The organism is Staphylococcus saccharolyticus (assembly GCF_900458815.1).
In the GTDB taxonomy this organism is placed as follows: Bacteria; Bacillota; Bacilli; order Staphylococcales; family Staphylococcaceae; genus Staphylococcus; species Staphylococcus saccharolyticus.
This window is the reverse complement of sequence record NZ_UHDZ01000001.1, coordinates 62518-76329: the sequence shown is the minus strand read 5'-3', so window position 1 is coordinate 76329 and position 13812 is coordinate 62518. Positions and strand designations below refer to the sequence as shown.

Annotated in this window: 10 protein-coding genes and 3 pseudogenes; 2 read left to right on the top strand and 11 right to left on the bottom strand. The window is 32.4% G+C overall.

Annotated features, from left to right (window positions below):
* Positions 1-37: 37 nt before the first annotated feature.
* Both DYE57_RS00330 and lip read right to left on the bottom strand, forming a co-directional pair.
* Positions 38-787 carry a thioesterase II family protein gene (locus DYE57_RS00330; RefSeq protein WP_232619743.1) on the bottom strand — a complete coding sequence of 250 codons (750 nt, stop codon included), beginning with the start codon at positions 785-787 and terminating at the stop codon, positions 38-40.
* A gap of 251 nt (positions 788-1038) precedes the next feature.
* Positions 1039-3072 (bottom strand): annotated as a pseudogene (gene lip / locus DYE57_RS12760) (YSIRK-targeted triacylglycerol lipase).
* Between the two features lie 490 nt (positions 3073-3562).
* On the opposite strand from lip, the pseudogene DYE57_RS00305 reads away from it, so the two are divergent.
* Positions 3563-4750, top strand: a pseudogene (locus DYE57_RS00305) (cysteine protease staphopain).
* A 17-nt stretch (positions 4751-4767) separates the two neighbouring features.
* Positions 4768-5085, top strand: coding sequence for a staphostatin A (locus DYE57_RS00300; RefSeq protein ID WP_165417845.1), 318 nt, complete (start codon positions 4768-4770; stop codon positions 5083-5085).
* A 115-nt stretch (positions 5086-5200) separates the two neighbouring features.
* Here DYE57_RS00300 and DYE57_RS00295 read toward each other — a convergent pair whose 3' ends face one another.
* From DYE57_RS00295 to DYE57_RS11950, 9 genes and pseudogenes are all read right to left on the bottom strand, one after another.
* Positions 5201-5899 carry a 6-carboxyhexanoate--CoA ligase gene (locus DYE57_RS00295; protein ID WP_115312474.1) on the bottom strand — a complete coding sequence of 233 codons (699 nt, stop codon included), beginning with the start codon at positions 5897-5899 and terminating at the stop codon, positions 5201-5203.
* Positions 5892-7020 (bottom strand): annotated as a pseudogene (locus DYE57_RS00290) (aminotransferase class I/II-fold pyridoxal phosphate-dependent enzyme). Before DYE57_RS00290 ends, DYE57_RS00295 begins: the two are co-directional and overlap by 8 nt.
* Positions 7021-7033: 13 nt before the next feature.
* On the bottom strand, positions 7034-8389 hold the full coding sequence (gene bioA, locus DYE57_RS00285) for an adenosylmethionine--8-amino-7-oxononanoate transaminase (RefSeq protein WP_115312473.1): 1356 nt from the start codon (positions 8387-8389) through the stop codon (positions 7034-7036).
* Positions 8361-9053 (bottom strand): dethiobiotin synthase, encoded by a 693-nt coding sequence (gene bioD, locus DYE57_RS00280; protein WP_115312472.1) that lies wholly within the window; start codon positions 9051-9053, stop codon positions 8361-8363. Before bioD ends, bioA begins: the two co-directional genes overlap by 29 nt.
* Positions 9054-9269: 216 nt before the next feature.
* Entirely contained in the window at positions 9270-10388 is a 1119-nt protein-coding gene (locus DYE57_RS00275) for a quinone oxidoreductase family protein (RefSeq protein ID WP_115312471.1), read from the bottom strand.
* 263 nt (positions 10389-10651) lie between these two features.
* Positions 10652-11527: a T3SS effector HopA1 family protein gene (locus DYE57_RS00270; RefSeq protein ID WP_115312470.1), complete on the bottom strand. Its 876-nt coding sequence runs from the start codon at positions 11525-11527 to the stop codon at positions 10652-10654.
* 16 nt (positions 11528-11543) lie between these two features.
* A complete protein-coding gene (locus DYE57_RS00265; RefSeq protein ID WP_115312469.1) occupies positions 11544-12500 on the bottom strand; it encodes a phosphotransferase in 957 nt (318 codons plus the stop codon).
* Between the two features lie 276 nt (positions 12501-12776).
* Positions 12777-12923, bottom strand: coding sequence for a hypothetical protein (locus DYE57_RS11765; RefSeq protein ID WP_165417846.1), 147 nt, complete (start codon positions 12921-12923; stop codon positions 12777-12779).
* A 487-nt stretch (positions 12924-13410) separates the two neighbouring features.
* The gene (locus tag DYE57_RS11950) at positions 13411-13764 is read right to left on the bottom strand and encodes a hypothetical protein (RefSeq protein ID WP_232619744.1); all 354 of its coding nucleotides are present in this window, start codon (positions 13762-13764) and stop codon (positions 13411-13413) included.
* Positions 13765-13812 lie beyond the last annotated feature (48 nt).

Genomic DNA, 13812 nt, shown 5'->3' with positions numbered 1-13812 from the left:
TTGTAAAACATTTTCAATTGGAAGTGAGTTCATACTGTCAATGATGTACTTTTTGTAGATCATTGATAAATTCCTTAATTTTTACTATGGCTTCTTCTGCATTATTATTTATAAACATATGCCCACCTTCTATATACTCATATTTAAATGATTTAGTTGTATAGTTCTCCCATTCTAATAATTCATAGAGTTCCATTTGTTCGTCTTTTGTCCCCATGAGCGCGAGTATAGGACTTTCTAATTGCTTTTGATTTAAATTTTGATATTTTTCATCAATAATAAAATCTGCTCTCAGCATTGGTAAAAACAAGGTCATCAATTCCTTATTTTCCAAAACTTCTACAGGTGTACCGCCATAACCTTTTAATCCTTCTATAAATCCAGTTTCATCAAGATGGTATATAGGTTTTGGTTCCATAAAACACGGGGCTCTCCCCGCTGAAATAATAATACCTTTAGGATTTGGTAATTGGTTATTGTTTTGAATCCTTAAAGTGAGTTCATAAACAACTTTTGTACCCATACTGTGACCAAATAGATAATATGGGTTATTAAAATTGAAACTTTCTAACATTTCTTCATAATTATCATTGGTTAACTTTTTTAAATTAGTGACAGGCGACTCACTAAAACGGCTTTCTCTTCCTGGATATAATATTCGAATAACATCAAAATTTTGAAAAGCAGATGTCCAATCTTTATAAATATTAGATCCTCCACCCGCATAAGGAAATAGCAAAATTGATTTATCACAATTGTTTTTGTCATTTATCAAATATTTATTCAACGGCAAATACCCCATTATAATGTTATTTGTTAATAAAAATAAAATATTACATCAATATAATACACCAATTGATAACTCTTTTCAATTAACCTCCATTTATATTGATTTAAATAAGGGGTTAATATGCATATGGATATAAGTTCTTAAGTAGAGTTTTTACTAATTGTTAGGTTTCTTTTTTTTTTAAACAAATAAAGAACCACGGATTGTAAAATTCATGGTTCTCCAAAATCTATTTTTCTCTATATTTCTTAATTATGACTAACGCCACCTAACTCTTCAACTTTCATCATATTGTTAATCATACTCATATAAAACTGACCTAATTCTTCACCTGTATGTTTATAGTCAGTGGCATCTAATCCCACGAAGTCCAAATGATTCCAGTCCTTTTTAACTGGTCTTACTTGCCAAATACCTTTTTCAGTTGCTAAATTCGTAAGGCCGACGTTTTTAAATGCTTCATCACTCGGATGTAGAGAAGAAGATACAGATACGATTCCATCATTCACTCTGACTTTTTATTTTCGTCACTACCAATCACTCGGCTTGTTAAGTCAAATAACGGGAATTGTCTGATGTTTGGCACTTCATTGCCTAATGGATCCGTGTGTGTGGCAGCGCCTGTGTAAGATGTATACACAATATTAGGATTAATCGTTGTTGTTTTGTTTAACTTTTCAGCACCAGCAGATGTTAAATCGTTCACAGCTTGGTCTTCAGTTTCCCAAACTTTACTATTTGCGACACGTTTAGCATAATCGGCGTAACTTTCATTTGGTTGTTGTTTGAATCCCCACTGAGAGAACCCTAATTCTAACCCAAGTGCTTTACTACCACCAACTTGTCCAATTCGGTTAATCGTATCCTTGATGAACTTCGTTGAACCTAATTTATCCGCAGCAGGTGTTCCATTATGTGGCGTACCTAAAGTTGTGATAGTAGATATCATATTGTCTTTGCCACCCTTGAATAAATCTGATATCGTACCGCCGTGTTGCCACTGATAGCCAATTTCTTCTTGATTGCCATTTCTTAAAAAGTGTTCCATCAAACGAATCGTTTGTCCACCCATACTGTGTCCAACAAGATGAATCTTTTTACCAGGTTCCCAATCCGGCATAATGCCTTCATAAGTTCTACCATATCGATTGTGCCCATACTTCTCTGCACGTGCTGCGCCATAGTCTACACGACCGCCTTTGATATAGTAATACAGTTCAACTGCACCGTCGTAGTTACTACTGAATGCGCCAACATTCGCTTCATGAACTCTGTAACCCAGTTTTGTGAGTTCTTTGTTGACGTTAAATTTAGTACCACTCCAATAATTTGGATACATTGAAAATGTATCTTCGCCTACTAAACCAACAAATCCATGAACGAATACAACAGGATATTTATTTTTGTATTGTGCTTGTGCAGTAAGTTGATTGATATGTTTAGATTGCTTTAACTGTATGGTGCGCGAGGTGCCTTTGATGTTGATGGTTGTGGTTGTTTTGATTTAACTTTTGATGTCGTTGCGTGTTTAGTTGTTTCTTTTGTATTGAGAGTTGGCGTAGTATGATGCTTAGATGCTTCCACTTTCTTTAGCGTTGATACAGTGCGGTTTTGAGTTGTAGCTTTCGATGATTGCTTTTGTGCTTTATCAATCTTGTTTGTGTCTTTCAATGTTGGTGCTACTTGTTGATCCTTGTGATTCTAATTATATTGCGCTAGAACTTGTTGTTCATTCTTTTGGTGTTACGTTACATGATTACTTTGTTTCGTTGTCTTAGGATATGTATCCTCATTTGATGATATGTTGATTTTTGAATTCCTAAGTTGATGCAGTCATAAGAAACCGTTGTTAGATATTCCACTTTGTTGCTTAGTTGTCTCTTTATCTGCCTTTGTATTTCTTTTTTGTTACTTGAGACGGAAGGACGCCTTGTTGATAGGATGTGACTTGTTTTGCAGTGTCACCTTGTCTCGATGTATCCACTTCTTTATGGTGATGATTAGCTATGTCTTGTGGTTGCTCAGAAATATCTTGCGTTTGAGTCGAAGTGCTAGAAGTTTTGCTCTCACCATCAAGTGATAGATTGTTTGTTAGCAACTTCTTTATGAGTTGCTTGAGACGTCTGTTGCGACTGTGGAGATATATCAACATGTTGCTGAGATGTTTCAGCTGCTTGAGCTTGTTGTCCTCCAATGAAAATTGTTACACCTGTAATAATTGATACTGCTCCCACTGCATACTTTCTAATACTGAATCTTTTAATTCCATTATTATTTTTCAAAAAAATCACCTCTATATTTTTTGCTCCCAATATAAAGATTAAAAACATAACTATTATATTTATATTAACATAAAAATTAAATTAGTTGTATTTTTCATTAAAATTACGTAAAATATATCATTAAAATGATTTATCAATGTTTAATACTTGAATAATATGATTGTATATATGAGATATTGAAATGTGATTGTCAACTTTTATCAGTGCAATATGATTACTTTTATAGCTAATACTTTTCAGGTTGAACCAATGAATGATTGATTCATCACTATAATCTCATTATTTCAATATACTCCGCAGCTTAGATATATTATTCGTTATTTGTAATTTAATATCATTTATACTCTCAAAAATTCTACAATACATTTTTTAATTTGATTTTATTAAGTTTTTAATTTTTGAAAAAATTATTAAAATATAAATATTTTAAAAAATGTTATATTAAAATTGAAAGAGTTGCAAAATACACTTTAGTAAAGGAGTACTTTTTATGAAAAGAAAGATGCGTTATATTATTACAATGTTGCTTGCATTCACGTTAAGTTTAACTTTCGGTCTATTCTTCAATAGTGCTCATGCAAATTCGCTATTACAAAAAGACGGAACAAATCAACAGACGACTAAAGTCACTGTTAGCGATAAAAATGTTCCAGATGCCGTTTAAAAGCTTGCTAAAGAGCAATATTTATCTCGTGTAGCTTTACTAGATAAAGCGTCTAATCACAAAGCAACATCTTATACACTTGGGGAACCCTTTAAAATTTACAAATTTAACAAAGAAAGCGACGGCAATTACTACTATCCTGTTCTAAATAAAAAAGGAGACGTCGTTTATGTTGTTACAATATCTTCTAATCCTTCAAATTCTAAAGCTTCTAAACAACAAAGCAAGTATTCAATTCACGTTTCTCCATTTCTTTCAAAAATACTAAATCAATATAAAAATCAACAAATAACAATTTTCACAAATTCAAAAGGTTATTATATACTTACTAAAGGCAGTAAAGCTACACTTGTACTTAAAACCCCACACAATAATGAAAAAATATATGAAAGTGCTTCACAATCCCCTGAAAATAACCATTTAAATAGTTTTAAACAAACTGCAGCTGTTACAAAACCAACCGTAAAATACCAAAGTACACGAAATGAAATTTATGCAGATTATGTCAATCAATTAAAGAATTTTAAAATTCGTGAAACACAAGGTTATAATAGTTGGTGTGCAGGATATACAATGTCAGCGTTTTTAAATGCAACTTATAACACTAATCGTTATAACGCAGAAGCAGTAATGAGATATTTACATCCAAATTTACATGGTCACGACTTCCAATTTACTGGATTAACTTCTGGTGAAATGATTCATTTTTGTAAAACACAAGGTAGAAACCCACAATACCTTAATAGAATGACTTCTTATAATGAAGTAGATCAACTAACAACAAATAATCAAGGAACTGCTGTATTAGGTAAACGCGTTGAATCAAGTGACGGTATGCATGCCGGTCATGCAATGGCTGTTGCTGGTAGTGCCAAAATAAATAATGGTCAAGAAGTTATCTTAATTTGGAACCATTGGGATCATGGCTTCATGACTCAAGATGCACAAAACAATATTATTCCAGTTTCAAACGGTGACCATTATGAATGGTATGCATCTATTTATGGTTACTAATATAGAAGAGTGTGCTTATGCATAAATACGATCAAATTAACATCATAAGTAATGATTCAAAATTTCAAGAAATTTGCTGGTTCAATACACTAGAAGGTGTTTGGCACCCAGAAAGCCTCAATACGTCTTTATTGACCATTACGTTTAACAAAGACGCTTCAACTAACTACGTTTGTACGTTAATCAACGAGGATCTAAGAAAAATTATTTTAAGTAACACAGATAACCTTAATATTATTATTGAGATGAGTTTCATTAATTCTAAAAAACTGATCTTCAATGCTATCAATAAAGTAGGCTTAGGAACCTCGCCTAAAATCACGTATACGAAATAATTAATATCTTGTAACTCTTTCATTTTTTAAGATTATCATATATAACTTAAAAAGCTCCCAGCGAAGTATACATTGAAAATGTACACTTCGCTGGGAGTACTTTCGGGGTTCATGTTTATTCATCTACAATTTCTTTAGGTATTGATTCTAAAAAAGTAATATATTGATTTAAATCTATGTGGTCATCTACAAAAATGATTCTTCCTCCTTGCCGGGTAGCCTTTTTCTTAATATTAAATATTCTATGATAACCTAACTTGGAAGATGCATAATAACCTGTCGTGTAATTCAAATCATCAGAGACACATAATTCTGCTTTTACCCCCTCAAATGTATTCATACATGTTGCGAGTGCGCGTGCGTCTTTAACTCTTTCAGATATTTCACCATTACGTTTACATGTTTTAAATGCAAGATTAGATACTCTAATGCCTCGTTTTCCTGTGTTATCAAGTCGGTGTCCTGTTCGTGCTGATAAGATAATCGCTCCGCTATAGTTGATATCATTTTTAATATATTCAAATCCTTTGTTTAGCGCATACTCTGAAACGCCTGTTTGCTTAGCTAATTGTTCTAAAGTGTGTTCTAAAGTGTCATCTAAATCTTTAATAACAGATAACGCCCGTAATATTTGAATAGGTTCTTTGACTTTTTCAATTTTTAAATTTAAAAAATCTATAGTTCCATTTTCATGATAAAAAGCCTTATTAAAATATTTCTTTAAATAATTTTCTAAATCATCAAATTCACACATTGTTTCAGCGCCACTTATATGAATGTCCTCATTGCTCGCGCGCATTTTAATACTATACATGGCTATCACCTAGTTCACATTGATTAATAAAATTGAAAAGTCGGTCGACATCACCCGCTTCATGAAAGTAGGATAACGATATTCTCAACGTCGGTTGGGTAACTGTTGGATGTCTTAGATAGCTTACAAATATACCGTGATCATATAACATTTCATACCGTTTTCGGCCTGTAGCTAAACTGTCGCAAGCAATATTCTTAATAGGTGTACCAGATGTTGATTGATTGGGAAATAATACTTTAAATTTGCGATTAAAATATTCACTGAGCGTATTCAACTTCTCTCTTCTATACTCATCTTCAATCACATGTTGTAAACTTTCTTTGATAAAATACAAATTGTGAATTGGCAAACTACTGGAGTAGATGAGCGAACGACCTTGATTGATGATTAAGTCTCTTATATCTTTTGAACTCAATATCACACCGCCATGTGCGCCCCACGCTTTAGATAAACTTGCTGTTAAGATATCTATCCCGTCATGATTCTCAATCATATTTAATCCTAAACTATGTGACGCATCGATGATAAGTATTGCATTATAACGCTGCTTGAGATTAACTAACTTTTTAATATCTACTGTTTTGCCACTCGTTGAAAACACACTGTCTGAAACAATGACTTTTTGTACATCTTCATGTGTATCCCACGCTAAATGTTCTTCTAAATCTTCATAATCTAAATGGGGATAAATCACCTTTTGTAAACCACTCAATTTAATACCATCGATGATACTGGCATGATTCTTTTCATCTGAAAAGACTATGACATTCTCATTTTTAAAAATATAAAATAGTGCTAAATTTGCATCGTAGCCACTATTACAAATCAAGCATGCCTCAAAATTAAGATAATTAGATATATCCTGTTCTAAATCATCATAAATTACAGAATTACCACTCACAAGTCTTGAACTAGATAAATTAATACTATAAGTCTTCATAAAATTTAAAAAATCTTGAGATTGATATTCGGCTTGACCGATACTTAAGTAATCATTTGATGTAAAATTAATATAAGGTTTATCGTCAATTGTATTGCTGATGGATGGATTGAACTGACCTAAGCTCTCTATATAATCCCTTGTCTTGTAATTGTCTTAAATACGCTCTAACATCCATGCGTATACCTCCCTCACTTCTTACTCAATGTCTGATGTAAAGCTTTTTCAAAAATTTTAACCATTGTTTTAATCTCTTTTTTCGACATACTTAGGATCGGTACAAAAGTTATCACATTCTCTAAATTTCTAATCATCAGTCCATGGTCTTTACAAGTGTACACAATTATTTCAACCGTTGAAATATCTAAAGGTTCTTTGCTCTGTTTATCTTTGACTAACTCAACACCAAACATTAGTCCTCTTCCTCTAACGTCGCCTACATTCTTATGAGATTTAAGTTTATTTAAACGATGTTTTAATGTTTGAGATGTTGTTTGAATATGCGAAATAAGATTGTCCTTTTCAAAAAGTTTAATATTTTCTAAAGCAATTGAACATACCAACTGATTACCAGTATATGTATGACCATGAAAAAATGTATTCACACCATGACAATCACTTAAAAAAGCATCATAAATCTTTTGAGATGTTAACGTAGCTGCTAATGGTAGATACCCTCCTGTAATCGCCTTACCTAAACACATGATGTCTGGTTGTACATCTTCGTGATGACAGGCAAACATTTCACCTGTACGCCCAAAACCTACAGCTACTTCATCACAAATTAATAAAACATTATATTTTCGACATAACAGTTCAACAGATTTTAAAAATCCTTGTGGATGAACGAAGAGACCCGTTGCCCCTTGAATCAATGGTTCAAGAATAAAACCTGCAATTTCATCATTTCTTTCAGCCAAAATCGATTCAATATTACTTAAAATAGAATCTAGCATCTCTTGTTCATGAGTATAGTGACTTTTATATAAGCACGGCGTTTCTATTTGTATATTTTCAAAGATTAAATCTTTAAAAATTTTATGAAAGCTATCGATACCTCCAACACTGACCGAGCCGATCGTATCACCATGATAGCCATTATGTAAGGTTAAAAACTTATTTTTATTGGCATATTGCTGACGATCGATATTTTTCCAATATTGATAAGCCATCTTAATAGCAATTTCAACTGAGGCACTGCCAGTATCTGAATAAAATACTTTTTGAAGTCTCTCAGGTGTCATCATCACTAACTTTTCAGCTAGTTCGATTGACGGAATATTGGATGAACCTAAAAGTGTTGAATGTGCAATGTGATTTAGCTGCTTTTTAATTGCTTTATTCAATTTTTTATTATTATGTCCATGGACGTTAACCCATAGTGATGCATAACCATCTAAATATTTATTGCCATTCGTATCATATAAATAACTGCCTTGCCCTCTTTCAATAATGATGGGTTCATCTTTGGTATAAACACCCATTTGCGTAAATGGATGCCAAACATATTGTGCGTCTTTAGCGTGAAGTTCTTGTGTATAATTCATTATTTCCTCCTACGATTTGTTGAATAAATGCTTCTTGAAAATCTTTATATGTTGCTTGATTGCTAAAAGTATATACAGGTTTATGCATCACTTTTTCAATAGTGTGTCGATTATCCTGTTCAATAGAGCTATGCGTATAACGATTCATCAACAGTATGTTAGGCGGCAACATTATTTCATCAATATAATTTTGGTGAACAACAGCATCGTTAATTGCCCCTAGTTTTGATGGTAGAACACTAACGATTAAGTCAGAGGTGTCATTGATTAAGTCTTTTGTCAAATAAAAATAATCATCGCATTCATAGATAGGTACCGCAATACCTCCGGCCCCTTCAATGAGGATGATGTCGAATTGACTTTCTAGATCCTTAAGTTTATTGAGCAATCTTTGCCGCTCAAATTGCTGATGACCTTCAATTTTGAATGCCAAATGTGGTGAAACCGGATCTCTAAATGTGTATAAAGACGTTGTTTCATAATCTAATAAACATTCATTTCGAAATATCTCCAAATCTGGATACCTTCCACCACTCATTTCTTCAGTTTGAAAAGGTTTAAAAATACATACTTGGTACCCTTTATCCTTTAACAATTTAAAAAGATGTTTAGTGACATAGGTTTTCCCTATGTCTGTATTAGTACCAGTAATAAAAATGTTCATAAGAATACCGTCACCTACCCAAAATGTAAACTAAAATCAATTAAAAGTTTACATTTATAATAGAAGTGATTCAAGTTTTTATACACAGATGCAAGATTAAGTACAACGTGTTAGGTCTTCAAAATAAAAAACTGAAGTTGAAAATTTAAATCAACTTCAGAATTGAATTTATTTATGAAATTATTTCCATTACTATTGCATAAGCACGTTTATCGTTTAACTATAAATCATGACCGCTTTTCCTAAACGTCCCCTTGTATTATATGTGCGTTCAATAAAATCACTACCTTCTTCAGAAGAATAGCATCCGTCAATGGGGACAATAAATTTATCTTTATCGTAATTTGAAATGGCATGTTCTAAGTCTGCTGAAGTTCCAATACAGTTACCAATTAAAGACAGATTGTTAATCATCACTGTTTTCATGATATTTTTAAGATTATTGGATGTAAATTTATCAATATCCTCGGCAAAGTTTGGATGTTGATTTTTAAAGCCACATGTTATATATCGTCCTCCTGATTTCATTTGATTGACTGCTTTTTCTAAATGTAAATCAAAATAAGGATCAAATACGACATCAAATTGACCTAAATTTTCGCCGTCTTCCCAATTGTGCATACTTCTATCTATTTGATACAACTGGGCAGGCTTAATACGCGCTTGTTCTTCAGGAGTCCAGTCTGTTGTGCTTAGTACTGTTGTCTCTATGCCTTTTTGGATTAAGTTGTTAGTGATAAACATAGATGTGTTGGAGCGACCACTTAATACTAATGCACGTTCATTTTTTTTAAGATTCACGCGTCTCACCATGCTCGTTGAAGTTTGACCACCTATTGAGAACCCTGCCGCAACAGTATTATCCATCTCATCAGGTATTTGAATTAGCTTAGAACGGTGTAGTATGAGCCAACCTCTTGAAGCTTCATTGGTCACTGCACCTGCTGCAACCCCTGGAAAAGGTGGTTCTGGGTATGCACAATTGGGGATGACACGTTGTCCAATCTCAAATTCTTCTACTAATCGTCCTTTCGCAACTACAGTACCTACAAAGTCAGATCCGAAGTAAGCAAATGGTGGCGCTTGAAAATTTAAATCTTCCTGCATTTTTAAAGTAGCTTTTAAAATAATACCCTTATCTCTGTAATTACATGAAAAAGCATCCACCTTTACTAATACGAAATGTTCATTATCCGCTTCATCTTCTTTAAAACTAGGTCGTTCTAATTCAATTAAACCACATTGTACGGGTGTTCCAGCAATATTGACATCAGGTAACATAGTTACATCTTCTGTTGATACTAAATTTGTATTGATTAAAGCTAATACTTTCATAGTCTAAATCACTCCTATAATGATGTAATAAGCTTTCAAATTTTGAGGATAGCACATTTTCAGAGTGTAGAGCACACGTTTTAAAATCATATGTAGTGCTACATAGATATATACAATGAACATCCCATGTAATGTTACTTTTTTTACTTAAATATATGTCAATCAATCTACTAAAAAATCAAAAAGCGTAATTCTCTAATTATTATGAGTTATATGAATTAAAAAATTATACTTGTGAAAAGCCATTATCAAATTCAAGACAACTACTCCATATTTTTAGATAAATCAGTAATATCAATATGATTAGCAATCAAACGTTGTTTAAGCAATAGTTTAAAAGCTACGCCTGTATTAAAATAATCCTGAATCGCGTCTGCTATAGCACTACAACGATGTTCACCAAAACTTTGTTGGATATCATTCGTTTGAATAGGTTCTTCTGCGGTATAAAGGTTATAACTTAATTGACTCGCAAGTTGAGAGCCTTGCTTCATCTTTATAGGAGCTTGTTCAACCTTTTCAATTAATATCTTTTCAACTTTCTCTGCATCTTCACTACTGTAGAATACAAGTGCATCATTTCTTGGATAACTATCAGATGATGACAAAACTTTAGACGAAAAACTTACGTTGTTTTTGACTAATTGATTCACACATTTACTCCATAGATTGATTGCATAGTGTGGCGTATCTGCATAAATGTAATAACGTTTAACCTTGTTTATATGTAAACCATTGTTTGTATGTACAAACATAAAAAAGCCAGGAGTCAAATTAGGTCTGGAACAAGGTAACAGAATATGATTGTCTTCATTTTCCGCCTCTTTGATTCGCAGTCCTTGAATAACATGATACGGTTGACCTTTGAAATTTTGAATACGCGTCTTTACACTAATGCCTGGGTCTTTAATTTTATTTATAATTTGTTGATTCAAATCATTAAATGATTTTGATGTTTGTTTGACTTGATTGTTCAAGTTTCCTGTATGTAACATGGAATATAACCATTGCTTAAGCTTACCTTTTTGTTTCACTAGGACATCATCATATATTTCATTATCAATTTGAATTCTATTTAAATCTGTTTCTAGTTGTATTTTAAGTGCTAAATCTTCTAATGTATTAACTTTTCCAGTCATCATCACACCTCCTACTTTATTCAAATAGCTCTGTTAATTTTTCTGGAAATACTATTATTTCCCTTCCTATGCCTAATATGGCTTTATCTATGGCACTTAAGCGAAATGAATATTTCGCTCTACTCATAATGCGTTCTAGGAGAAACCAGCCAATATTTTTAGCAAATTGTATCTTATTCATCGTCTTTTTAGATGCATATGTTTGATAAGCTAATTGCATCGTAGGTGTCATCTGGGCTATGTAATTTTTACCTCTTTCCAACATTTGTGCTTCTACCTTTTTAGCATTTGACGTTTCTTGAGTTGTTTCAGTAAACGTCTTTAGTAAGCAATCAAAGTAAATCGCACCAATAATACCAGCCAAATCTCTGGTTGGATCTCCTTTACGAAATTCTTCAAAATCTATTATCCAAAGCTTATCATCTGTATATATAAACTGATCCAAACGTATATCACCATGACACGTACAAACTTCGTTATCCTCTGATGATTGCATAATAGCTTCTATAAGTTCTGAGTCTTGTTGTAACAGTCGAAATAACTCTAATTCTGCACCCGTACAACTGGCATATTCATATTTATCGAGTGAATCAAGTAGTGACTCATGTTGTGGCAGTTCACTCTCTGAATCTATACTTACATTACCGAGATTAGATGTATGCAATGTTACTAACATATTTACAGCTTCGACAATCCTATTTTTAAAATTCGGAGATGGCCCTTCTAATTCTTCTTCTAAAGACGTAGCATTTTCAATCCATTGATACTTTAATGATAAATCGTCCTCATCGTAGCCTATGAGCTCAGGGGAGTTTAATCGAATTTGTTTAGTTCGTAACTCCTCCCACTTTAAACAATTATGAAATCTTCTAAGCGCATCAATTTTAGGACCTTTAATTACTTTATTTAAATAGTGTACGTTTCCATGTTCTTCCAGACTGATACTATTACGACCTTCTTTAAATTTTTGCATTAAGATGTTCAAGCTCCTTTCTAAGAAGACTGTTAAACTATTCATTTAAAATAGACAAGATATTAATGTTAATGTATGTAATGATTGATTCGTACTAGTAAATAATGTTTTAGTTATATTGAGGGCTTGTGTGAACGTTTTGATGAAAAAAAGCTCATTTTTAAATTAATATTATGTTAGAGACCAACACCTCTTACAAAACGCTCTGATATTTGAATGAAAAGTTGCTACCCTATAATCTTAATCATTTAAATCACATAATAATGATGAATCTCGTTAAGCACTCCAAGTCGTTGTGTGAGAAACCGAAATTGAGATGGATGATGTGCGTCCATCACCTAAATCACTTTCTTCAATTGCACTTCTATAAATATTATCTGATGTTGTATAGCGACTATATCCGTTGAATAAAATGTTTTCCATATTTTATACCTCCTGGGTTTATAGGATAGCAACCGCCCTCATTATAATTCCAAAAAAGAGTAATTTCAATTTTTATATGTAAATTTACATTAAATTTATTAATTTATACACATTTAAAATATAAAAATAGTAATTAGTATAAACAAAGTATTAAAGATTTATAAAAGTTAAGTATGGTGCATGCTTCTCTATAATTTAGGATGGAGTGATACAACTACAATTGCTTACTTTTAGCTAATTCCATAAAATAATTTCAAATTACATGTATTACTGCTCTTGGTTAATAACTTAGATAAACATTACCCTTATTACCTTATCCATATCTTGGTTATTAACTCTTAATACTGCTGTAGCTTAATTTCAAAAAATATTATCGAGAATTTCTTTACGTAAATTACCTCTAATTTCTGCCATTGTATTTAAATGATATTTTTTATAATCTCCTGAATCTACTCTAAATGCGTGAACACCTATAATTTCATTTTTGCTATTTTAATACCGCTGCACCAAACGAACCAGGTTCTGCCATCATTTGATAGTAACCGATAGGATTGACATTACAAGCAGTCATCGAATATTTACCTTTTGAATGATAGATTGTGCCCGCTGGATCATATTTATACTTTCCAGACGGCTTGCCATAGTGATACATATGAATAGGTATATTCGATTTCAATGATTTCATAGTCTTTTCTGATGCAATTTTACGTATTGTCATATATTGTGAAAGATCTTCATATGTGTACACCAATGAAACATCGCCATATTGTAACATTTGAACACCAAACACTTCAAGTGTATGTCCAACTTTAGAACCTTGTTGCAAGATGCTAATTCTCATATTCTCGGGTTCTGCTGGTGTTAATGGTTTATGTGCGCGTTGATCATT

Bases quoted from the DNA above. Each gene is read 5' to 3' on its own strand.
- DYE57_RS00300 (WP_165417845.1), top strand. From the start codon at position 4,768: ATGCATAAATACGATCAAATTAACATCATAAGTAATGATTCAAAATTT.
- DYE57_RS00295 (WP_115312474.1), bottom strand. From the start codon at position 5,899: ATGTATAGTATTAAAATGCGCGCGAGCAATGAGGACATTCATATAAGT.
- bioA (WP_115312473.1), bottom strand. From the start codon at position 8,389: ATGAATTATACACAAGAACTTCACGCTAAAGACGCACAATATGTTTGG.
- bioD (WP_115312472.1), bottom strand. From the start codon at position 9,053: ATGAACATTTTTATTACTGGTACTAATACAGACATAGGGAAAACCTAT.
- DYE57_RS00275 (WP_115312471.1), bottom strand. From the start codon at position 10,388: ATGAAAGTATTAGCTTTAATCAATACAAATTTAGTATCAACAGAAGAT.
- DYE57_RS00270 (WP_115312470.1), bottom strand. From the start codon at position 11,527: ATGACTGGAAAAGTTAATACATTAGAAGATTTAGCACTTAAAATACAA.
- DYE57_RS00265 (WP_115312469.1), bottom strand. From the start codon at position 12,500: ATGCAAAAATTTAAAGAAGGTCGTAATAGTATCAGTCTGGAAGAACAT.
- DYE57_RS11765 (WP_165417846.1), bottom strand. From the start codon at position 12,923: ATGGAAAACATTTTATTCAACGGATATAGTCGCTATACAACATCAGAT.
- DYE57_RS11950 (WP_232619744.1), bottom strand. From the start codon at position 13,764: ATGAGAATTAGCATCTTGCAACAAGGTTCTAAAGTTGGACATACACTT.